The sequence below is a fragment of the Halopseudomonas xinjiangensis genome (assembly GCF_900104945.1).
Taxonomy (GTDB): Bacteria; Pseudomonadota; Gammaproteobacteria; order Pseudomonadales; family Pseudomonadaceae; genus Halopseudomonas; species Halopseudomonas xinjiangensis.
In genome coordinates this window covers 2,111,554-2,133,880 of record NZ_LT629736.1, presented here as the reverse complement: position 1 = coordinate 2,133,880, position 22,327 = coordinate 2,111,554, and the positions used below count along the sequence as shown (strand labels likewise).

Genomic DNA, 22,327 nt, shown 5'->3' with positions numbered 1-22,327 from the left:
ACCGCTCCCAGGAGCGGTTTTTTTATGGTTCGGTTTTCAGCTCGCTTCCGCCGCCAGCAGAGCCAATAGTGCGTTCTGCTGTCTGCGACTCATCTCACGGAAGCGCACGAGCAGTTCTCGCTCAGGGTGGCTCAGCGCATCGAGTTGTTGATCATTCAGCGCCTGCCGGGACGGTTGTTCGGGAAGTGTCGGCAGGTCCAGCAAGCTGTGTTCGAGCCGGGCGATGATTTCAGAGTTCATGCTGCGGTGATGCTGCTTAGCCACCTCAGCGATGCGGTCGCGCATGCCTTGCGGTAGCCGAACCACAAACTTGTCCGCGGTTCTGCTCGTATAGTGTTGGATTGCAGTTTTCATAGGGCAACAAAATCGCTCTAAATTGTGTAATCGATGCTGGCCAGTAAGACTCTCATGGCTTCCTGCCACCAGTACGCCCGCTTTTCGTGGGAACGGTCTCCCTTATCATGCTGACAACACATTCAGCCCAATTACTTCTCTTTATACCTATTTTTTTAGATATTTGAAGCGCGCGACAGAAAAATGTCTGGGTTTTGTGACGGGATTCAGACGGATGGCATTTTAACAGCATTTTGCTGGTAAGTTCACTCCGCTGGCGAGCGTCGGTTGCGTGCGGTAAGATGCGGCCCTTCATACGATTTAGTGCGCTTGTAGCTCAGCTGGATAGAGCAACCGCCTCCTAAGCGGTAGGTCCCCGGTTCGAATCCGGGCTCGCGCACCATACTCAAAGGGCCTGGCTTAGCCGGGCCTTTTGCATTTGGGCTGGAACTCGCCTATGCGGCCCAAGTCGAACCACTACTTTCTTACCGCAGGCCTCTCGGCCCGGCGACCTTATGGTTGCAGGCGGTCCGTACCGTCGCTTCCAGTGCTCCAGGAGTATAGATGTCCAGCACGTTTGCCGCTTTTTCTTCCCTGTATTTCGCCACGCTTCTCATGTTGACGGGGAGTGGCCTGCTCAGTACTTACATAGGTCTGCGGCTTTCCGGGGAAGGCGTGAGCGAGGTATGGATCGGTATTCTCATGACCGGCTATTACGTCGGTCTGGTCATGGGCGGCTGGGTAGGGCATCGGTTGATAGCCAGGGTTGGCCATATTCGTGCTTTTGTCGCTAGCGCGGGAGTCGTCACTGCTTCGGTAATCGGCCATGCCTTGTCGGATGACGTGCAGGTCTGGCTGGCACTCCGGTTTCTGGTCGGCATGGCGATGATGTGCCAGTACATGGTATTGGAAAGCTGGTTGAACGAGCAGGCCGAGTCGCACCAGCGAGGGCGGGTGTTTGCTGCTTATATGGTCGTGACCTTTCTTGGTCTCGCATGCGGTCAGGTGGTGCTGGCGGTCATGCCCGAATTGGACCTGCGCCATATCCTGCTTGTGGCGATGTGTTTCTCGCTATGCCTGGTACCGGTAGCCGTGACCAACCGCATCCACCCCGCGCCGCTGCATCCTGCGCCGCTTAAGGTCAAGTTCTTTATCGAGCGTGTCCCGCTCGCCCTCAGTACGATCGCGGTCTCCGGCATTCTGCTGGGCGCGTTCTACGGCCTCGCTCCGGTGTTCGCCAGTTCAGTAGGGTTGGCTACGTCCGATGTGGGTATCTTCATGGCGGTCACTATCGGTGCCGGGCTTCTGGCTCAATGGCCGGTTGGGTGGCTGTCCGATCGTCTGGACCGCAGTCGGATGATTCAGCTGAACGCCATAGTGCTCACGGGCGTGGTGTTCATCATTGCCGTGGCGGTTCTGCCGGAATCAGGGTTGATGTTGATGACAGGGTTGTTCGGCATTCTGGCGTTCACCCTTTATCCTCTCGCTGTCGCTCTGGCGAACGATCATGTCGAACAGGAGCAGAGGGTTCTGCTATCGGCGATGTTGCTGGTCACTTTCGGTTTGGGGGCGAGTGTCGGGCCGCTGCTTGGTTCGACGGTGATGAAATTTTGGGGTCCGCAGGCGCTTTATCTGTTCATGGGCGTCTGCACGCTGCTGCTGTCACTACAGGTTCGCCCGGGTCGGGTGACGGGTGAGCATCTGGTCGAAGAGGCACCGATCCACTATATGCCTGCTGCAGGTAACCTGGTCAGCTCGCCGTTGGCTGCGGCTATCGATCCGCGAGTCGATGAGCACATTGTGGCAGAGCAGATGCTGGACGAAGGGGACGCGTACAGCGCGCGTCGGCAGGACGAAGACGAGCATCGTCCTGCCTGAAGCTTAAAACAGATCTTCTTTCTCAAGGCGCCGCGCTTCGCGCTGTAGCGTGTTGACGTACCTATCTATCTGTCGTTGAGCGCTGGGTGGGGGCTGATGGAAGCGTAAACCGACGTGGCTTTCGCCCGCGGCTTCGTCGTAAACGATATGGCGGACTTCTACCGTCAGGCCGATGCGACCTGCATCGGGCAGTTCGACGAAGCTTTGTTCGTGCAGCTCTCCGGGGGTTACCTGATTGCGCAAGTCGCCAACGAAGCGCGCTTTACAGCCTGTCGCGGAGATGTCCGCAAGCTCCCCGAGAATCTGATGTTGGCGTTGTTGCTTGATCAGGCCCACCTTCGTCTCAAGCGAACGATGTACGGCAGCACGAAACGCCCCGCGTTTCTGGTGGTAGATCATGTCTGCGGGAAGCGGCGCGCTGTACGCGGGAGCGTTTTCGAACACAACTTTCTGCGCACCTGCGCAGCTCCAGCGCATATGAACCCCTTCATGCCACGCATCGATGCGAAAGGACTCTCCTTGTTCGACGTAGCGGTCGCCTTCGCGTGGGATCAGCTCGTCGATCCAAAGCATCCCTGAGGCGGAGTCGATATTGACGATGAAGCTCTGAAACTTCTGCGCCCGCTCAGAGAAGGTCACCATAAGTGGGTCGCGCGACTGTTGTAGCGTCTTCAAGAGCGAGGTGATTTCGATCTGGGAACGAACGTCCCGAGGGGGCTGAGGACCCACTTCCTGTTCAAATAGCATGGTACTGCTGGCTCTCGACATCCGTTGTGATTGTGCCGCTACTATACAGCAAGGCGGTACACATGATGGTTATCCGAAGCGGCCAGTCAGGCTTTGGTTAGCGGGCGCTGCGAGCCGGCGCGGCTGGTCAGCCCCTGGCGATCGTAGACGCTCTGGCTCGACTCGCCCTGATTACGTAGCAGATCGATGAGATGGGTGGTTGCATGCTGGCTGTGGCGGACCAGTCTGGCATTACGTTGATTGGCATCCTGGCAGCGCAGCAAGGCAGCGCGGAACGCCTCGTAGTCCTGGCGCAGCTGTGGCTGCCCGAGCGAGTCGATGAAGCCTTCCATGGTCTGCTCAGCCTGTTTTCCAGCCTGTTGGCACCAACCGGCGATGGCCTGGTCATGCAGAGAGAGCGCCTTGATGATGGGAGACTTGGCGTCGAGCAAGCGTTCCAGCTCGGTCATATCATGACGAGCAAGCGCATCCTGCTCGCGGTCAAGAAGCTCGAGAAACAGCTGACAATCCTGGACGGCCTGGTCGAATATTGTTTGCAGATCGATCATCTGTCATCTCCACTGACCGTGGCCATCAGAAACCGGAACCTTAGCGGGTTTCCAGCGCCAGGAGCTTGTCCGCAATGCGGCTGCTATCCGGCTTGTAGCTGCCATCTGCCACGGCCTGGCGAATCTGAGCGACACGCTCGTTATCCACCTCGGGCAGCTGGCGCAGACGTTCTTCTATCGATTTCAATTGTTGTGCCTGCTCGCTCAGCTTGACCGACGACTCGCCGACCGGCTGCTTCTGCTCCGGAGTCTTCTCCGCACCGCGGGCATTCTCTACATCGGAATCGCGCTTGACGGAGGACGCACCAGCCTGGCCGGTCCGACCGCTATTGTTGGCTCCGTTAGGGGCGTTGAAGTCAATAACCATTCTACAGGTCCTCAGAACTTTGAATGTTTTACTAACATCAGTAACGGCCGATGCAGGAAAAACTTTAGGAAAAAACTATGCGACCTGAATCACGTTGCAGGCTTCTGCGAAGCTTCTGGATATCGGACAGCAGTATAGCCGAAACGGTTCGCCGGTCACATCGCTACTTCTACCTGCCCGGGCGCGATAATCCTCGCTGTGACGACCCTCCCGGAGCGCGTGTTTCGCACGCGGATCTGGCTGCCTACAGTTCCGGCCTGCAGGGCTTCTCCTGGCATGCGCACCGAAATCTGGCTGTTCGCTGCGCTGATTACCACCTTGTCGCCACGCTTGACCACTTCATCGTTTTCCAGATGATTGGATCCGATTACCGTGTCGCCGGGTAGCTGGCGCTTTGCTCGCTTGCCCAGGGCCTGTGCAGGATCGGTGAGATATTGATCGCCGAGTAGGCCCACATCTCTTTCCAGCAACGCCATGTCGGTCGGCTGGATGACTTCATGCCGTGCGAGCGGACGCCGGGTAACCAGCACCTGCTCGAAGAGGCTCACCTTGGCCGGCACGAAGAGCCGCCAACGTGCCTCGTCGCTCTCACAGCTCACCCGTACCGTCACCCGGCCGACGGGTGCAGCGGGACTTTCCAGTGTCGCTGCGATGGCCTCCGGCGGGCAAAGAGGTAGCCGCAAACGGGGGTCCAATCGCCCGACTTCGATCTCGTAGCGGGCGTCGCGAGCGCTCGCCGAAACATGACGTTCGGCTTGTTCCTCAAGAAAAGCCTCGGTCGTGCCGATAAGCTGTTCGATCAGAGGATTCGCGGAGGAGCCGGCGGAAAAAAATATCGCCAACGCCGCGCAGTGCCTGATAAAACGCATACAATTAGCCCTGATGACAAAACGGGTGGCGCCAAGTTACTGTCGCTTTCCTGTAGCGGAAGCAAGAAACGTACCGCCGCGCGTAATAACGAGGAGGCGCCCATGGCTGGCGTTATGGACTCGGTCAACCAGCGTACCCAGCTGGTCGGACAGAATAGACTTGAATTACTGCTGTTCCGGCTAGCCGGCAATCAGCTATATGGCATCAACGTTTTCAAGGTCAAAGAGGTGCTGCAATGCCCCAAACTGACCTTGTTGCCGAAGCTGAACCCGGTCGTTCGCGGTGTCGCGCATATCCGCGGCGGCACGTTGCCAATCATCGACCTGAACAAGGCTACCGGTGGGCCGGGGCTGAGTGATCTCAGCACTGCCTTTGTCATTATTACCGAATACAACTATCGGGTTCAGGGGTTCCTGGTTCGCTCGGTAGAGCGCATCGTCAACATGAACTGGTCCGAGATCCATCCGCCGCCACGTGGCACCGGTCGCGATCATTACCTGACCGCAGTGACGCGGGTAGATGACAAAACGGTTGAAATCATTGACGTGGAGAAGATTCTCGCCGAAGTAGTGCCGACCGTAGAAAACATTTCCGCCGGAGTGATTGATGCGCAGACCCAGGCGGAAGCCGTGTCGCGCAAGGTGTTGATCGTCGATGACTCGACCGTGGCTCGGAAACAGGTTGCACGCTGTCTGCAAGAGGTTGGCGTTGAAATCGTTGCGCTCAACGATGGTCGTCAGGCGTTGGACTGGCTGCGGGAATTAGCCGAACGGGGCGAAGACGTCTCGAAACATCTGCTTATGATGGTGTCTGATATCGAGATGCCGGAAATGGACGGTTATACGCTGACCGCCGAAGTGCGCAATGATCCGCGGATGAGCAAGCTGCACATCATGCTGCACACTTCGCTATCGGGCGTGTTCAATCAGGCGATGGTAAAGAAGGTCGGAGCAGACGAATTCCTTGCCAAGTTCAAACCGGACGAACTGGCCAAGCGAGTAATCGATCGGTTGCATGCCCAGCGCGACGCTGCAGGCGCATGATGCCGGCACATCAATGAGATAGGGCGGGTTGAGTGACCTCTGCAAACGATTTTCAGCAATTCCGGGATTTCCTTGAAAAAGCCTGTGGCATCGTTCTGGGGGACAACAAGCAGTATCTCGTGGCCAGCCGGCTGAATCGGCTCCTCGAGCAGGAACGTATCAAGTCATTGGGCGAGCTCATCGCGCGGATTCAGGCGAACCCGCGTGGCGGGCTGCGCGAATCGGTGATCGACGCCATGACCACCAACGAGACGTTGTGGTTTCGCGACGTCTACCCGTTCGAGGTGCTCAAGACCAAGCTTATCCCCGAGTTCATCCAGAGCAACCCCGGGCAACGGCTGCGCATCTGGTCGGCGGCCTGTTCTTCGGGCCAGGAGCCGTACTCGCTGAGCATGTCCATAGACGAGTTCGAGCGGAGCAATCTCGGCCAGCTACGGGCCGGCGCGCAAATTGTCGCTACCGATCTGTCGGGCAGCATTCTCAGTGCGGCCAAGTCGGCGGAGTACGACAGCCTGTCCGTCGCCCGTGGGCTTTCGCAGGATCGGTTGGCGCGGTATTTCGACGCTGCCGGGCCAGGGCGTTGGACAGTGAAACAGCCGGTTCGCTCGCGTGTCGAGTTTCGAGCGCTGAATCTTCTGGACAGTTATGCCGGGCTTGGCAAGTTCGACATCGTGTTCTGCCGCAACGTGTTGATTTACTTCTCGGCAGATCTGAAGAAGGACATTCTCAAGCGTATCCATGCCACCCTGAAACCGGGCGGCTATCTTATGCTAGGAGCATCTGAAGCGCTGAACGGATTACCCGAGTTGTACCAGATGGTTCAATGTAGTCCTGGAATCGTGTACAAGGCTCGCTGATCTAACTGTCCTACAAGTATCTTGATCGGTGATGCAAGCGGCGTCTGACTATTGACGCTGGCTTGCCGTCCAGGCGCGTTTCCCCCGCTTTAACCGCTGAGTTGCGGTAATTTTTTGCCGCCGCAGCCTCTCCTTTTACCCAAGACCCCTGATTTATATGGAAAACTGGTCTTTGGCATAACCTTTGCTTTATTTCCTCTGTGAATGTCTTGCCGAGTGGGCGAGCGGAGGAATGCTATGAGCTTGAGTTTCGACCGGGCGCTGGGTCTGCATGAAAAAGCGCTGTCGTTTCGCGCTGACCGCGCAGAAGTGCTTGCCAACAACATCGCCAATGCCGATACGCCGAACTACAAGGCGCGGGACTTGGACTTTGCGGCTGTTCTCGACTCACAACAGTCCGGCGGCGGCGAGCCTTTCAAGGCCCAGCGCACACATAGCGGACACCTGGCGATGGAAAGCCTCATCGATCAGGCTGCCGGGCTGCGCTACCGCATTGCTGCGCAACCCTCGATCGATGGAAACAGTGTCGACACCCAGGTCGAGCAAGCCAAGTACGCGCAGAATTCTATCGACTTCCAGGCGAGTTTTACCTTCCTCAATAGCAAGTTCAAAGGCCTGATGACGGCCATTCGGGGAGATTGACCGTGTCGCTGACCCAGATTTTCAACATCGCCGGATCGGGCATGAGCGCCCAGTCGCTGCGCCTGAATACGGTTGCCAGCAACATCGCCAACGCCGAGACGGTATCGAGCAGCATCGACGAAACCTATCGCGCTCGCAACCCGGTGTTCGCCACGGTCTTCAGCGAGCAGCAGGGCGCTGGTGGCTCGTTGTTTCAATCCGAAGGCGAAGCCGGTCAGGGTGTCGAGGTTCTCGGTGTGGTCGAGTCCGACGCCGAGTTGCAGGCTCGATACGAGCCGGACCATCCGATGGCCAATGAAGAAGGCTATGTCTTCTATCCGAACGTCAACGTCGTCGAAGAGATGGCCAACATGATGTCGGCTTCGCGGGCCTACCAGACCAACGTTGAAATCATGAACACCGCCAAGACCATGCTGCAGCGCGTGCTGACGCTGGGCCAGTAAAGGAGAAACCCTGATGAGCGTCACCAACAACCTCAGCGTCGGTGAAAGCCTGCTGGACAATTACAAGGTCGACCAGGACCGCTTCGCCAAGGGCGATGAGTTGGGCAAGGATGCGTTCCTGCAGTTGCTCGTCACCCAGATGAATAACCAGGATCCGCTGTCACCGCAGGAGAACGGCGAGTTCATCGCGCAGCTTGCGCAGTTCAGCACCGTTGAAGGTATCGGCAACCTGAATACGTCGATGGATTCGCTGCTCAGTGGCTATCAGTCGTCCCAGGCGCTGCAGGCTTCATCGCTGGTCGGCCGTTCGGTGATCGTTCCGACCGCCAACGCGATGGTCGATACGCAACAGGGCATCCAGGGTCAGATGGCGCTCACGCAGTCGAGCAGTAATGTTCTGGTGAACGTTTACAACAGTACCGGAAAGCTCGTTTCGGCCATCAACATGGGCCCGCAAGAACCAGGCATGCTCGATTTCAGCTGGAACGGCCAGGATGCCAGCGGCAACATCCTGCCGCCCGGCAAGTACAAGTTCGAAGCCATCGCCAGCCAGGGTGGTGAGCAGAAGCAGGTCGCCACTTTACTGCCCGCCAATGTCGACAGCGTCTCGCTGGGCGTGGGCAAGGGTGGAGAGATGGTTCTAAATCTGGCTGGTTTGGGCAGCATCGGTCTGTCTGAAGTTCTTTCCATTAGCAAGTAGGTCGTTGTCCGACAACATTAGGCAAGGAGTACAAAATGTCTTTTAACACTGGTTTAAGTGGTATTCGGGCGGCGGCTTCAGATCTGAATATCACCGGTAACAATATCGCCAACGCGGGTACCGTGGGTTTCAAAGGATCACGGGCCGAGTTTGCTGACGTGTACGCTGCGTCGGTACTTGGCACCGGCAGCAACGCGGTTGGCAGTGGTGTCATCACTGGAGACGTGGCCCAACTGTTTGGTCAGGGGGCGGTGAATTTCACGGAAAACAGTCTGGACCTGGCCATTAACGGCAACGGCTTCTTCGTGACCAGCAACAACGGTGCGCTTAGCTACACTCGTGCCGGTTATTTCGGTACCGACAATCAGGGCAATATCGTCAATAATTTTGGCGAGCGGTTGCAGGGGTTCGGCGTGAACGAGGCGACCGGGACCATTAACGAAGGCGTTCAGACTGATCTGAGGGTTGATACCAAAGCTGCGAATCCTCGAGCGACGACAGTTGTTGCGTCTACGCTTAACTTGAATTCCACGAGCTTGCCTCCTAATGCCTATACGGAGGCCGTCGCAGCGGGAACCGACCCTGTCGCAACCTTCAATCCTGCCGACTCCTCGACTTACAATAGCTCGACGTCTGTTAATGTTTTCGATAGCCAAGGCAATCCGCACGTCATGACGAAGTATTTCGTTAAGACCGACAGTAATGCTTGGAATATGCACCTCCTTATCGATGGTGAACCGATGACGCTGCAAGAACGTGGCGCTCCCGCACCGACCACGCCTGGCCCGATCCAGCTTACGTTCTCTGCTACCGGTCAACTTGAGAGCTCACAACCTATCGAAATAGTCGGCTGGGAGCCGCTTGACAAGGCTGGCAATCCTACCGGAGCCCAGTCGCCGACGAACTTCGACCTTGATCTTAAAGGTTCCACTCAGTACGCCGCCGGCTTCGCAGTCACCGCCGTCTCCCAAGACGGATTCACGACGGGCGACTTGGCTGGTCTGGAAATCGACGATCAAGGGATGCTGGTCGCGCGTTATACCAATGGTCAAACCAAGGTACAGGGGCAATTGGCTCTGGCAACCTTCGCCAACCAGCAGGGCCTGACGCCTCTTGGTAAAACAGCCTGGGCTCAGTCGTCTGCTTCCGGCGAGCCGGTCATCGGCAAGCCCGGCTCGGGCACGCTGGGTAACGTGCAGTCGGGTGCCCTGGAGCAGTCGAATGTCGATCTGTCGGAGCAGTTGATCAACCTGATCGTTGCCCAACGCAACTACCAGGCCAACGCCAAGACCATCCAGACCGAAGATGCCGTCACCCAGACGATTATCAACCTCCGCTAATTGACGAGCCTCTAGGGGTGTCGACAGCCAGCTGACAAGGGCGGCAACCAAATCCAAGGGTTGCCGCCTTTCTTTTTTATATCCTTTTTTCATGGCATTGATCTAGCTGACAAATATCCTTAGATCAGCCATGGCACGCTTTGTGCTTTATCTCCTGTAACGCTATGAAAGCGGCAATTTCCTGTCGCACGGTCGAAGCGGGAGTAGCGCATGGACAAGTCCCTATATATCTCCATGACTGGCGCCAGCCAGAACATGAAAGCCCAGGCTGCACACGCCAACAACCTGGCGAACGTGAGTACTACCGGCTTCCGTCGTGATTTCGAGCAGGCGCGCTCAATGCCCGTCTTCGGCGAAACCTTTCCGACTCGCGTATATGCCATGACCGAGCGTCCCGGGAGCGACTTTTCCCAAGGGGCGTTAATCGAGACCGGGCGCGATCTCGATGTTGCCGTAGAAGGCGAGGGGTGGATTGCAGTGCAGGCCCCTGATGGCAGCGAGGCTTACACCCGTGCTGGCAGTCTGGCTGTGGACGCTTTCGGCATGCTACGCACCAGTTCCGGACTACCGGTGTTGGGCAACGGCGGTCCGATTGCTATTCCTCCGGCGGAGAAAATCGAAATTGGGTCGGATGGCACTATCAGCATCCGGGCACTTGGCGAAGCGCCGAGCGTGATGGCGGAGGTTGACAGGATCAAGCTGGTCAAGCCGGATAACGCGCTGGTTCGCAAGGGTGAAGACGGATTGATGCGGGTGGAAGGCCAGCTCGAACAGCCGGCGGACGCGGCGGTTACCGTCACCACAGGCTTCCTCGAAGGCAGCAACGTCAACGCCGTGTCGGAAATGACCTCAATGCTGACTCTGGCCCGCCAGTTCGAACTGCACGTGAAAATGATGCGTACAGCCGAGGAAAACGCCCAGTCCACCAACCGAATTCTGCAGATCAGTTGATCGCGATGATGCCGCGCCAATAACCTGGCGGGGAAGGAGAAGACGATGCATTCAGCTCTTTGGATTAGCAAGACCGGCCTGTCCGCCCAGGACACCATGTTGACCACGATCTCCAACAACCTGGCGAACGTGGGTACCACGGGTTTCAAACGTGACCGCCCGGAATTCGAAGATCTGCTCTATCAGGTCAAGCGCCAGCCCGGCGGACAGACCACCCAGGACACCCAGCTGCCCTCTGGCCTGCAGACCGGTACCGGTGTGCGTGTAGCGGGAACCCAGAAAATCTTCACCATGGGCTCGTTACAGACCACTGAACAGCCGTTGGATATGGCCGTGAATGGCCGTGGTTTCTTCCAGATCCTGATGCCGGATGGCAACGTCGGTTACACGCGTGACGGTAGTTTCCACCTGGACTCCAATGGCCAGATCGTGACGTCCAGCGGTTTTCCTCTGGAGCCGGGCATCGCCCTGCCTGATGATGTGCAGTCGTTCACCGTAGGTGAAGACGGCACCGTCAGCATCACCGTCTTCGGTGACCCGGCCGTCCAGCAGATCGGCAACATCCAGACCGCGGACTTCATAAACCCGGCCGGTTTGCAGTCGATCGGTAACAACCTGTTTCTTGAGTCAGCGTCCAGTGGCGCGCCGCAGGTCGGCAACCCTGGTCAGAACGGCCTCGGTACCGTGCTGCAGAACACACTGGAGAATTCCAACGTCAGCGTCGTCGAGGAACTGGTGAACATGATCACCACCCAGCGCGCCTACGAGATGAACTCCAAGGTGATCTCTACTGCGGACCAGATGCTGCAGTACGTCAGCCAGAATCTGTGATGACCGGAGCCAATTAAGATGAACTCCCTGCGTTTCTCCCTGCTGGCGATTGCGGTCGTGTCACTGACTGCCTGCGTCCAGGTACCGCCACGTCCGGATGATCCGGCGTACGCTCCTGTATTGCCAAGGACGCCCATGCCGCAGGAGCTGAACAACGGAGCCATCTACCAGCCCGGGTTCGAGATGACCTTGTACGACGATCGCAAGGCGCACCGCGTCGGCGACATCATCACTATCACGCTTACCGAGCGGACCGCAGCGCGCAAGAGCGCGGAAAGCGAGATGAGCAAAAGCAGTTCCGTGGAGCTGGCCAATCCGACGCTGCTCGGCAACGTGGTCGGCGCCAAGGGTCTGGATCTCGGTGTGAATATTTCCGGAAGCCGCTCTGCCAATGGAGAATCCGAAGCCAATCAGAGCAACAGCCTGACCGGTTCGATCACCGTCACCGTCGCCGAAGTGCTGCCCAACGGCATCCTCGCCGTGCGCGGCGAAAAGTGGATCACGCTAAACACCGGCGATGAGCTGGTGCGCATCTCCGGTCTTGTACGGTCTGACGATATCGGCCAGGACAATACCGTGTTGTCGACCCGTGTGGCTGATGCGCGGATTACTTACTCGGGTACCGGCGCCTTCGCCAACTCCAGCCAGCCCGGCTGGTTGAGCCAGTTCTTCCTTAGCCCCCTGTGGCCCTTCTGAGGAGCGATACGATGCGCGCTTTAATTATCATGCTCTGTCTGTTTCTCGCCGCACCGATGGCGTACGCCGAGCGCTTGAAGGACATCGCCAGTATCGCCGGGGTGCGTAGCAACCAGCTGATCGGCTATGGCCTGGTGGTCGGTCTGGATGGCTCGGGTGACCAGACCAGCCAGACGCCGTTCACCGCGCAGACATTCAACAACATGCTCACGCAGTTCGGGATTACCGTGCCGCCGGGTACGCGCATCCAGACCAAGAACGTCGCGGCGGTGGCCGTTCATGCGGATCTGCCGCCTTTCTCGCGTCCTGGCCAGACCATCGACATCACGGTTTCTTCGCTGGGCAACGCCAAGAGTCTGCGCGGCGGTAGTTTGCTGATGTCGCCGCTCAAGGGTATCGACGGCCAGGTATATGCGATCGCCCAGGGCAACCTCGTGGTGGGCGGATTTGGCGCCGAAGGGGCGGACGGTTCGCGTATCACCGTCAACGTGCCGAGCGTCGGCCGCATTCCCGGCGGGGCGACGGTAGAGCGCGCAGTAACCAGTCCGTTCGCGTCGGGGGACAGCCTCACTTTCAACCTGAATCGCCCGGACTTCACCACCGCCAAGCGGGTAGTGGACCAGATCAACGATACCTTCGGCCCAGGTGTTGCCCAGGCACTGGACGGCGGCTCGATTCGCGTTCGTGCACCGCTCGATCCCAATCAGCGGGTCGACTATCTGTCGATGGTCGAGAACCTGCAGATCGAGCAGGGTAATGCCGCCGCCAAGGTCATCATCAATTCGCGGACCGGCACCATCGTCATCGGCCAGGATGTACGCGTGCAGCCGGCTGCAGTGACCCACGGCGGTCTGACAGTGACCATCACCGAGAACCCTCAGGTCAGCCAGCCGAATGCGTTTTCTGCGGGCCAGACTGTGGTCACGCCGAGCTCGCAGATCAATATCGAAGAAGGCGACAGCCGCATGTTCGTGTTCAATCCGGGCGTGTCGCTGGACGAAATAGTGCGGGCGGTCAATCAGGTCGGGGCAGCGCCCGGCGATTTGATGGCGATCCTCGAAGCACTCAAGCAGGCCGGCGCGTTGAATGCCGACCTGGTCATTATCTAAACGGGTAACTGACCATGGACATGAACAGCAACAGCCTCAGCTATACCGACCTGAACGCCATGAGCCAGATGGGCGTGGGCAGCAAGGCCAATAGCCAGGAGAACCTGCAGCGCGTCGCCAAGCAGTTCGAGTCGCTGTTCATGAACATGATGGTCAAGAGCATGCGCCAGGCCAACGCCGGGTTTGCCGAAGGCAATCCGCTGAATACGCAGCAGACCAAGTTCTACCAGGACATGTACGACAACCAGCTGACGGTGCATCTGGCGGAAAAACAGGGCGTCGGCCTGGCGGACGTGATGATGCGTCAACTGTCGCCGAACAAAGCCTCTCCGGCTCCTGTTGTCGCGGACACGCAGGGGCAGGCCGGTCAGGCCGAGCAAGGCGATCAATCAGCCTTGCTGGCCCGCCGTCGTCTGGCCATTTCCACCAGCTACCGCGCGGTCGCCGAGCAGACTGCTGGTGCGCCCACATCGGCACCGGCCCAAGCGGAACCGTCGCAGCAGTGGCAGCCGATGCGTGCCCTCGCGGGCTCGTCGCGTCCGCCGATCAGTACCGAACAGGCGATCAACCAAGGCGCACCGGCGACCGCTTCGGCGATGCCATCGCGCTTCAACAACGCACAGGAATTTGCCGAAGCCATGCTGCCGATGGCGCGCAAGGCGGCGGCGAGACTGGGCGTCGACCCGCACTATCTGGTCGCCCAGGCTGCGCTTGAAACCGGTTGGGGCCAGTCGATCATCCGTGAAACCGATGGCAGCAGCAGTCACAACCTGTTTGGGATCAAGACGCACAACAGCTGGAGCGGCGACTCGGCCAGCGTCATGACCACCGAATACCGGGACGGCGTAAAAGGACAGGAACGCGCGAGCTTCCGCAGCTACGAGTCATTCGAGCAGAGCTTTGACGACTACGTCAGCTTCCTGGAGAACAACGGTCGCTACAAGGAAGCTCTGAGCAATACCTCGAACCCGGATCAGTTCTTCCGCGAATTGCAGCGAGCGGGCTACGCCACCGATCCACAATATGCGCGCAAGGTTTCGCAGATTGCTCAGAAGCTCCTGGGCGATACCCGTTTGGCCACCAACGCCGACGCAATCGGCAACCAGGGGAAGGCATAAGCCATGGCTGATCTGTTCAATATTGGCCTTAGCGGTTTGAAGGCGTCGCAGACCCAGTTGTCAGTCACTGGCCAAAACATTACCAACATCAACACCCCCGGTTACACGCGGCAGACTGCGTTGCAATCCGCGCGAGATCCCAGCTTTACCGGATCCGGCTACATCGGCAACGGCACCAGCATTGTCGATGTGCAGCGCATTCATAACCAGTTCCTGACCAATCAGGTTCGCTCGAGCACCTCGATGCATTCTGCAGTAACCGCCTTCCAAAGCCAGATCGAAGAGCTCAACGGCCTGCTATCGGGCACGGCTACGGGCATCAACCCCGCCATGCAGAGCTATTTCGATGCGCTGCAGACGGCGGTCGAAGACCCGGCCAGTCTGCCGGCGCGTCAGCTGTTCCTGGCCGAAGCGGATGGGCTGGCAGGCAAGTTCAATACCGTTCATGAACGCTTGACCTCCCAGAACGGGTTCCTAGCCCAGCAGATGGGCACAGTCACTGACCAAGTCACACGGCTAGCGAGCAACATCGCCGCGTATAACAATTCGATCGCAACGGCAGCCGCCCAGGGCGCGCAACCCAATGACTTGCTCGATGCACGTGACGAAGCCATCCGCGAGTTGAGTCAGTACGTTGGTGTGACCGTCGTGCCGCAGGATGACAACACGGTCAATCTGTTCGTTGGTACCGGTCAGCCACTGGTGGTCGGCAATGACGCCTCTGCGCTGGTGATCAGCCCGGGACGCGCCGATCCGAACCGGGTCGAAGTCCGGCTGCGAAGCGGCAATAGCGAACAGGACGTCACTTCGCTTGTTTCCGGCGGCGAGCTTGGCGGGATGCTCCGCTACCGTGGCGAGCTGGACAACGCCCTCAACTCGGTAGGCCGTTTGGCGCTGGCGTTTGTCAGCGAGACCAACCAGCAGCTGGCGCAAGGACTCGATCTCAATGGCCAGGCGGGAGCTGGCCTGTTTGCCGAGATCAACACCATCGAACAGATGGAGCAGCGCAGCGTGGCCATTGGCGAAGGGACCAGCGGCTCGCTAAGAATTTCGATAGACGACACCGCCAGGCTCACCACTTCGGACTATGAAGTATCGTATTCGAGCAGCACCGAGTTCACCGTGCGGCGACTATCGGACGGTAAGCTCGTCGAGCCGACAGCCGGAACCTCACCGGCCCAGTATGATGGCTTCTCTATACAGACGGGAAACACCCCCGCCCAAGGGGACCGGTTCCTGTTGATGCCGACGCGTTCGGGTGCTGCGTCCGTAGACGTGCAGATGAAAAATCCGCAGGACCTGGCGTTTGCTGCGCCGGTAGCAGTCTCGGCTGACCTGAACAACCGAGGAACCGGTGTCGTATCGCTGGAGCTGCAGCGGGGGCAGGCTCTTGACGTCAACGACTTGAAAGCCGGGCTCCCGGTAGTGCTGGAACGCACTGCGACCGGCTATAGCCTGCTCGACCGAAACGGTAACCCGGTAACCCAAGGTGGGGTAGAGGTCACTTTCGCCGCCGACACTAAGAAGGCGAACGTTCAGGTAGGAGGGTATAACTTTGCCCTGCAGCTTTCCGGCCAGCCGTCGACGGGTGATCGGTACGAGGTCAGCTTCAATTCGGGTACGTCGGACAACCGCAACGCACTGCAACTCTCCAGCCTTCAGACAGACGCGGTGATGGGCAAAAGCGAGATCAACCCGAAGGGTTTTTCGCTTGCTGATGGCTACGGCACGCTTATCCAGCACGTCGGAACCCAGACAGCGCAGGCCCGGGCAGAAAGCGAAGCGAGCGGAGCGGTGCTCAAGCAAGCCGTGAACAACCGCGATTCGGTTTCCGCAGTCAACCTCGACGAAGAGGCCGCGAATCTGATCAAGTTCGAGCAGTACTACAATGCGTCGGCGCAGGTGATCCAGGTCGCCCGTTCCATGTTCGATACGCTGATAAGCAGCATGCGCTAAGGAAAACATCCATGCGAATCTCGACTATTCAGGCATTCAATAACGGCGTGCTGGGTATTCAGAACAACTACAGCAACGTGACGCAGACGCAGGAACAGATCAGCTCCGGCAAGCGCATCATGACGCCAGCCGATGATCCGGTGGGGAGCGTACGTCTGCTGCAACTGGAGCAGCAAGCAAGCAAGCTCGAGCAGTATCAGTCGAACCTGACCGCTGCGACCAACAGCCTTAGCCAGGAAGAGGCGACGCTCAATTCGGTCAATAACATCCTGCAGCGAGTTCGTGAGATCACGCTCGAAGCAGGTAACGGTGCGTTGGACCAGGGCGGACGCACAGCGCTCGCGCAGGAACTGACCGAGCGCGAGCAGGAATTGTTCGGGCTGATGAATTCGAAGAATGCTCGAGGCGAGTATCTGTTTGGCGGCTACAACAGCGGCCAGGCGCCTTTCGAAAAACAGCCCGATGGCAGCTATGAGTATCATGGCGACGAGGGGCAGCGCTCAATTCAGATTGCCAGTTCCAAGCTCGTTGCCATCAATGACAGTGGCAAAAACCTGTTTGTTGATATTCCACATGCGAGCCGCGTCGAGACGAAAGTCGACAGTGGCCAAGCAAGGATATCGCTGGGCGACATCACCGACCAGGCAGCTTTCGACACCGCGTTTGCAACCCAACGTTCCATGACCTTCTCGCTGACTGCCGATATTGACGGAGCGCTGAGTGCGGAGCTTCCAGGGGGGGCTGCACCAGGGCCCTTCCCGCTAACCCTCAACGAAGACGGGACGTATAGCGCCACGGTATCCGGCGTATCGATCACGCTCGATGGTGAACTCGCGGCAGGCGATAGTTTCACTATCGCAAACAAGGAAACGCGTGGCGTGCTCGATACCATCTCCCAGCTACGCAAAACCCTGGAGAGCGGTGGCGACAGCACCGACGACAAACGTCTGCGTAGCGAGGCGCTAGCACTCAGCCTCGAAAACATCGATAACGCGATGAACAAGGTGCTGGGGGTGCAGACATCAATCGGCGCGCGGATGAATATCATCGAGTCCACCGGCAATGAGCATGCCGAGTCCGAGCTGATCAACACCACCGTTAAGTCTGGAATAGAGGATCTGGACTACGCCGAAGCGTTGAGTCGTCTAAGCCTGCAATCGGTCGTTCTACAGGCGGCGCAACAAAGTTACGTCAAGATAAGTGGCCTGAGCCTGTTCAATCTCATTCGCTAGCGGCGCGGACCTTCGCCTCGTCCCGCTCGGCCAGGTTATCCAGAATCGGGCAGTCGGGGCGGTGGTCGCCCCGGCAGCAGGTTGCCAGCTCAGCTAGCGTGTTTCGCATCTCCTGGAGCCCGGCAATTTTTTCGTCGAGTTCCTGCAAGTGCCGTTCGGCCAACGTCTTCACCTGCGCGCTGCTGCGCTCGCGGTTCTGCCATAGCGCCAACAACTGGCCAATCTGTTCGATGCTGAAACCCAGGCTGCGAGCACGCTGGATGAAGCGCAACGTATGCAGATCGCGCTCATCATAACGTCGGTAGCCCGCCGGGCTGCGATCAGCCGACGGTAACAGGCCGATCGACTCATAGTGCCGAATCATTCGTGCGGTCAGCCCACTGGCCTTGCCGGCCTGGCTTATATTCATGGCGCCCCCGGTTTCCAGCGCCGCAACAGCAGCGCATTGGCGACCACGCTCACACTGCTCGCCGCCATCATCGCGCCAGCCATCATCGGACTCAGCAGGCCGACTGCTGCCAGCGGAATGCCGAAACTGTTGTAGATGAACGCCCAGAACAGATTCTGGCGGATCTTGCGCCAGGTGTGCCGAGAGATGTCCAGCGCAGCCGGAACCAGTGTCGGATCGCCGCGCATCAGCGTTATGCCCGCGCTATGCATGGCGACGTCCGTTCCGGTGGCCATGGCCATGCCAACGTCGGCTGCGGCGAGGGCCGGTGCATCATTGATCCCGTCGCCAATCATCGCCACCGTCCGCCCCTGCTGGCGCAGAGCCTCGACGTGCCTGGCCTTGTCTTCGGGCAGCACCTGCGCTTCCACGTGACTGATACCCAGCTCTTCACCCACCGCGGCGGCGGCGGCCTGGCTGTCGCCACTGATCAGCCAGGTTTCAATGCCCAGGGCAGAAAGCTGGCGGATGGTTGCGGCGGCGCCAGGTTTGAGTGCGTCGGCGAAGGCCATCATCGCAACAGCGTGGTGCGATCCGTCGTCTACGGCGAGCCAGGATAGCGTTCTGCCGCGGGCTTCATGTTTCGCAGCGAGTTCATCCCATTCCTCCAATGCGACACCTTTTTCTCGCATCATGGTTCGATTCCCGAGCCACAAGCGGAGGTCGCCGACGGTGCCGCTCGCACCCCGGCCGGGAAGCACCCTGAAATCGACGGCTGGTGCTGCATCGATCTGCTGCGATTCGGCATGACGCAACAGTGCCGCTGCCAGCGGGTGCTCGGCGTGCTTCTGAATGGCGACTGCCCAGGAGAGTGCCTGGTTGGCGTTGTCACCGGGCAGCGTGTCGAAGGCGCTGACTTCCGGTTTGCCGACGGTCAACGTTCCTGTCTTGTCGAAAATGACGGTATCGACCCGGTGCGCCAGCTCGAGCGCCTGAGCGTCCCGAATCAGTATGCCATGGCGCGCAGCAATGCCGGTGCCGACCATGATCGCCGTAGGCGTTGCCAGGCCCAGCGCACAGGGGCAGGCGATCACCAGCACGGCAATGGCGTTGAGCAGCGCCTGTTCGGCGCCGAGCACAGCGCTGCCGACAAGCCAGGTGAGCAGGGCGATCCCCAGCACAACGGGTACGAAGATGGCGCTGACTTGGTCGACGAGTCGCTGAATAGGCGCCTTGGAAGCCTGCGCACTTTCGACCATGCGCACGATCCGAGAGAGCATGGTGTCCTGCCCGACGGCATGGGTGCGAATGATCAGTACGCCATCCTGGTTCATCGACCCGGCGCTCACTCTGTCCCCGGGCTGTCGACTTACCGGCAGGCTCTCGCCGGTCAGCATCGACTCGTCGACATGCCCGCCACCATCGACCACCTCCGCGTCCACCGGGATGCGCTCACCCGGCTGGACGACCAGCACATCATTGGTTCTGATCTCCTCCAGCGGCACAAGTCGGTCGCCTTCGGGGCCGCGCAGCCTTGCGGTATCCGGTCGCAGCGCGGTCAGGGCGCGGATTGCTTCGAGTGTCTGGCCCTTGGCACGGTTTTCCAGATACTTGCCGAGCAGCACGAAGGTGATAATCACGGCCGAGGCTTCGTAATACAGAGCAGGCATCTGACCCGGCGCAGTGTTCATCAGGTTCCAGGTGCTCAACGTCCAACCGGCAGAGGTCCCTATCGCGACAAGCAAATCCATGTTGCCGGTACGGTTGCGCAGTGCGTGCCAGGCGCCACGATAGAAGCGCGCGCCGAAGTAGAACTGTACGATCGAAGCCAGCAGCAGTTGTGCGAGCGGGGGCACCATCCAGCCATGCACGCCGACGAGTTCCGGAATCATCCCCAACGCCAGCGGTGCGCTGAGAATGGCGGCACCTATCAGGTGTCGACGTTCCAGCCTCAGGCGATGGCGGGCGGGGTCCTCGCCTGCGGAGGGTTTTTCGTCCGCCCAGCGACCGGGATAACCGGCGCGATCCAGCGCCTCGAGCACGGCGTGTGAATCCGTGCTCGGCAGCATGGTCAGGCGCGCCTGTTCGCTGGCCAGGTTCACCTCGGCGCGGATTACCCCCTCCACGCTGAGCAGTGCCTTCTCCGCCCGTCGTACGCAGCTGGCACACGTCATGCCCTGGAGCTCTACCTGACGTTCGTGCACATCGATCGGGTAACCGGCCTCGCTTAACGCTTCGGCAGCAGGGCCCAGGTCTGCGGGTCGTTCGAGTTCTACCCGCGCGGTTTCCGATGCCAGATTGACTTCAGCGGAGCGAACGCCGGGGGACGCTTGGAGCGCCTTTTCCACACGGCGCACACAGCTGGCGCAGGTCATGCCGCCGATATTCAGAGTTACGGTGCTCATGATTGCCTTTCCATCCTGAATAATGCCTGCATCGTCAGCTTTGACACCATGTCAAGGTCAAGTGCGGCTGCTTCAGAATCCGAAGGGAGGCGTGCTCGAGCCTTCGCCGAGCTTGAGTCCAACCTTGAGAATCCAGTCGTTATCCATCGCCGCAACGACCCAGGTGTGGCCTTCCCATTCGACACTGTCGCCCACCACCGGGTGCCCGCCGAACTGCCGACCGAAGAAGCTGGCGAGCGTCAGCTCGGCCAGCTCCGGCGGCACATCGAAGCCATAGAATCGGCCGACCTCGCCAAGTCGCGCCTCGCCCTCGAGGATGAAATCGCCGAAGAACTTGCGATTCTCCAGATAACGCGGCGCCTGAGCCCGGCTGAACAGCTTGGAGAGGGCCGGCAGGTCGCGAGAGCGTCCCACGACGCACAGTACGTCGTTGAGCGCCAGTTGCGTGCTACCGGTGGGGTGCAGCAGGCTGCTGCCCCGGAACAGCGCGGCGATGCGCGTATCGGTTGGCATTTTCAAATCGCGCAAAGAACTGCCGACGCACCAGTTGGCGTTATCGAGCTGGTAGATCATCAACTCGAATTCGCCATCGACGGCAACGTCGAGGCTGGTGCGTTGCAGTGGCGCCGGTTGCGGTGGAATTTCCACCCGACACCAGCGGGCCATGAGCGGCAGGCTTGAGCCCTGCAACAGAAGTGACACCAGCACCACGACGAAGGCGATATTGAACAACAGCTGTGCCTGATCGAGACCGGCCATGAGCGGAAATATCGCCAGGATGATCGGCACCGCGCCGCGCAGTCCTACCCAGGCAATGAACAAACGCTCCCGCCAGGAAAACACGAAAGGCGCCAGGCAGATCATCACGGCGATCGGTCGTGCAACGAAGATCAGGAAGAGCGCGACGGCAACCGCGGGCAGGGCAAGCGGCAACATGGCGCTCGGCGTCACCAGCAGGCCGAGCATGAGGAACATGCCGATCTGGCTCAGCCAGGCCATTCCGTCCTGAACGTGCAAGATATTCTGCAGGTTGCGTACCCGCCGGTTACCCAGGATCAGGCCGGTCACGTAGATCGCGAGAAAGCCGCTGCCGCCGATGGTGTTGGTGGCTGCGAATACCAGGATGGCGCCGCTGGTAATAAGCAGAGGATAAAGCCCGGTCGCGAGCTGGACGCGATTGACCAGCCAGGCGAGGAAGACGCCGCCGCCCAGACCGCAGATCCCGCCGATACCGAACTGCTGGATCAGCGTTAGCAGGAAACTCCAGCTGAAGCTGTACTGACCTGCCGCGAGCATCTCGACCAGGGTAACCGTCAGGAAGATGGCCATGGGATCGTTGGAGCCTGACTCGATCTCCAGGGTGGCACCGACGCGCTGTTTGAGATTCAGCCCCTTGCCCTGCAGCAGGGAAAAGACTGCCGCCGCGTCGGTCGAACCCACGATCGCGCCAAGCAGCAAGCCCTGCATCCAGTGCAGATCCAGTAACCAGGCCGTGAGCAATCCGGTGAGGACGGCGCTGATCAGCACGCCAAGGCTGGCCAGCGACATTGCCGGCCACAAGCCGACGCGAAAGTTCTCGACGCGGGTTCGCATGCCCCCGTCGAGCAGGATGATGGCAAGGGCCAGGCTGCCGATGGTGTAGGCCATGCTGGCGTTGTGGAAGACGATGCCCCCGGGGCCGTCTTCGCCAGCGAGCATTCCAATGATCAGGAAGATCAACAGCAAGGGTATGCCCAGCTTCGACGACAGCGAGCTGGCCAGAATGCTCGCGCAAAGCAGGACCGCGCCGATGAGAAAGAAGGTATTGATGTAATCCATCGAGGGTTGTCCGTTGTCGAGCTGCCGATGCGGTTTACTATAACGCGGGCGCTGC

Annotated in this window: 22 protein-coding genes and 1 tRNA gene; 15 read left to right on the top strand and 8 right to left on the bottom strand. The window is 59.3% G+C overall.

What is annotated here, in order from left to right:
* Window positions 1-36: 36 nt before the first annotated feature.
* The gene (locus tag BLT85_RS09760) at window positions 37-354 is read right to left on the bottom strand and encodes an Arc family DNA-binding protein (RefSeq protein WP_093393910.1); all 318 of its coding nucleotides are present in this window, start codon (window positions 352-354) and stop codon (window positions 37-39) included.
* A 305-nt stretch (window positions 355-659) separates the two neighbouring features.
* Between BLT85_RS09760 and BLT85_RS09755 the strand changes: the two genes are divergently transcribed.
* Both BLT85_RS09755 and BLT85_RS09750 read left to right on the top strand, forming a co-directional pair.
* A tRNA-Arg gene (locus tag BLT85_RS09755) sits at window positions 660-736 on the top strand.
* A gap of 161 nt (window positions 737-897) precedes the next feature.
* A complete protein-coding gene (locus BLT85_RS09750; protein WP_093393907.1) occupies window positions 898-2,211 on the top strand; it encodes an MFS transporter in 1,314 nt (437 codons plus the stop codon).
* A 3-nt stretch (window positions 2,212-2,214) separates the two neighbouring features.
* Here BLT85_RS09750 and BLT85_RS09745 read toward each other — a convergent pair whose 3' ends face one another.
* From BLT85_RS09745 to flgA, 4 genes are all read right to left on the bottom strand, one after another.
* Window positions 2,215-2,958, bottom strand: a complete 744-nt coding sequence (locus BLT85_RS09745; protein WP_172829825.1) for a flagellar brake protein — start codon at window positions 2,956-2,958, stop codon at window positions 2,215-2,217.
* Window positions 2,959-3,044: 86 nt separating this feature from the next.
* Complete coding sequence (locus BLT85_RS09740) at window positions 3,045-3,506, bottom strand: flagella synthesis protein FlgN (protein WP_093393900.1); 462 nt, start codon at window positions 3,504-3,506, stop codon at window positions 3,045-3,047.
* A 40-nt stretch (window positions 3,507-3,546) separates the two neighbouring features.
* The gene (gene flgM, locus BLT85_RS09735) at window positions 3,547-3,873 is read right to left on the bottom strand and encodes a flagellar biosynthesis anti-sigma factor FlgM (RefSeq protein ID WP_093393897.1); all 327 of its coding nucleotides are present in this window, start codon (window positions 3,871-3,873) and stop codon (window positions 3,547-3,549) included.
* Between the two features lie 155 nt (window positions 3,874-4,028).
* Window positions 4,029-4,742, bottom strand: a complete 714-nt coding sequence (flgA, locus tag BLT85_RS09730; RefSeq protein ID WP_093393894.1) for a flagellar basal body P-ring formation chaperone FlgA — start codon at window positions 4,740-4,742, stop codon at window positions 4,029-4,031.
* A gap of 102 nt (window positions 4,743-4,844) precedes the next feature.
* On the opposite strand from flgA, the gene BLT85_RS09725 reads away from it, so the two are divergent.
* The 13 genes from BLT85_RS09725 (at window position 4,845) to flgL (ending at window position 17,661) form a co-directional block, all read left to right on the top strand.
* Window positions 4,845-5,786 carry a chemotaxis protein CheV gene (locus BLT85_RS09725; protein WP_093393891.1) on the top strand — a complete coding sequence of 314 codons (942 nt, stop codon included), beginning with the start codon at window positions 4,845-4,847 and terminating at the stop codon, window positions 5,784-5,786.
* 32 nt (window positions 5,787-5,818) lie between these two features.
* The gene (locus tag BLT85_RS09720) at window positions 5,819-6,643 is read left to right on the top strand and encodes a CheR family methyltransferase (protein ID WP_093393888.1); all 825 of its coding nucleotides are present in this window, start codon (window positions 5,819-5,821) and stop codon (window positions 6,641-6,643) included.
* Window positions 6,644-6,880: 237 nt separating this feature from the next.
* Complete coding sequence (flgB, locus tag BLT85_RS09715; RefSeq protein WP_093393885.1) at window positions 6,881-7,285, top strand: flagellar basal body rod protein FlgB; 405 nt, start codon at window positions 6,881-6,883, stop codon at window positions 7,283-7,285.
* Window positions 7,286-7,287: 2 nt separating this feature from the next.
* A complete protein-coding gene (gene flgC / locus BLT85_RS09710; RefSeq protein WP_093393882.1) occupies window positions 7,288-7,728 on the top strand; it encodes a flagellar basal body rod protein FlgC in 441 nt (146 codons plus the stop codon).
* A 13-nt stretch (window positions 7,729-7,741) separates the two neighbouring features.
* The gene (locus BLT85_RS09705) at window positions 7,742-8,428 is read left to right on the top strand and encodes a flagellar hook assembly protein FlgD (protein ID WP_093393880.1); all 687 of its coding nucleotides are present in this window, start codon (window positions 7,742-7,744) and stop codon (window positions 8,426-8,428) included.
* A gap of 35 nt (window positions 8,429-8,463) precedes the next feature.
* The gene (gene flgE, locus BLT85_RS09700; protein WP_093393877.1) at window positions 8,464-9,768 is read left to right on the top strand and encodes a flagellar hook protein FlgE; all 1,305 of its coding nucleotides are present in this window, start codon (window positions 8,464-8,466) and stop codon (window positions 9,766-9,768) included.
* Between the two features lie 210 nt (window positions 9,769-9,978).
* The gene (gene flgF / locus BLT85_RS09695; RefSeq protein ID WP_093393874.1) at window positions 9,979-10,719 is read left to right on the top strand and encodes a flagellar basal-body rod protein FlgF; all 741 of its coding nucleotides are present in this window, start codon (window positions 9,979-9,981) and stop codon (window positions 10,717-10,719) included.
* A gap of 45 nt (window positions 10,720-10,764) precedes the next feature.
* A complete protein-coding gene (gene flgG / locus BLT85_RS09690) occupies window positions 10,765-11,550 on the top strand; it encodes a flagellar basal-body rod protein FlgG (protein WP_093393870.1) in 786 nt (261 codons plus the stop codon).
* 18 nt (window positions 11,551-11,568) lie between these two features.
* A complete protein-coding gene (flgH, locus tag BLT85_RS09685; protein ID WP_093393867.1) occupies window positions 11,569-12,246 on the top strand; it encodes a flagellar basal body L-ring protein FlgH in 678 nt (225 codons plus the stop codon).
* Between the two features lie 11 nt (window positions 12,247-12,257).
* Window positions 12,258-13,355, top strand: a complete 1,098-nt coding sequence (locus BLT85_RS09680) for a flagellar basal body P-ring protein FlgI (RefSeq protein WP_093393864.1) — start codon at window positions 12,258-12,260, stop codon at window positions 13,353-13,355.
* Between the two features lie 14 nt (window positions 13,356-13,369).
* Window positions 13,370-14,473 (top strand): flagellar assembly peptidoglycan hydrolase FlgJ, encoded by a 1,104-nt coding sequence (gene flgJ, locus BLT85_RS09675; RefSeq protein WP_093393861.1) that lies wholly within the window; start codon window positions 13,370-13,372, stop codon window positions 14,471-14,473.
* Window positions 14,474-14,476: 3 nt separating this feature from the next.
* Entirely contained in the window at window positions 14,477-16,429 is a 1,953-nt protein-coding gene (gene flgK / locus BLT85_RS09670; RefSeq protein ID WP_093393858.1) for a flagellar hook-associated protein FlgK, read from the top strand.
* Between the two features lie 11 nt (window positions 16,430-16,440).
* The gene (gene flgL / locus BLT85_RS09665) at window positions 16,441-17,661 is read left to right on the top strand and encodes a flagellar hook-associated protein FlgL (protein ID WP_093393855.1); all 1,221 of its coding nucleotides are present in this window, start codon (window positions 16,441-16,443) and stop codon (window positions 17,659-17,661) included.
* On the opposite strand, the gene cueR is transcribed toward flgL, so the two are convergent.
* The 3 genes from cueR to BLT85_RS09650 form a co-directional block, all read right to left on the bottom strand.
* Complete coding sequence (gene cueR, locus BLT85_RS09660) at window positions 17,651-18,070, bottom strand: Cu(I)-responsive transcriptional regulator (RefSeq protein ID WP_093393852.1); 420 nt, start codon at window positions 18,068-18,070, stop codon at window positions 17,651-17,653. The two genes, flgL and cueR, sit on opposite strands and share 11 nt — an antisense overlap.
* Window positions 18,067-20,454: a heavy metal translocating P-type ATPase gene (locus tag BLT85_RS09655; RefSeq protein WP_093393847.1), complete on the bottom strand. Its 2,388-nt coding sequence runs from the start codon at window positions 20,452-20,454 to the stop codon at window positions 18,067-18,069. The genes cueR and BLT85_RS09655 overlap by 4 nt, the downstream gene beginning before the upstream one ends.
* Window positions 20,455-20,526: 72 nt before the next feature.
* Window positions 20,527-22,272, bottom strand: a complete 1,746-nt coding sequence (locus BLT85_RS09650) for a potassium/proton antiporter (protein ID WP_093393843.1) — start codon at window positions 22,270-22,272, stop codon at window positions 20,527-20,529.
* Window positions 22,273-22,327: the final 55 nt, after the last annotated feature.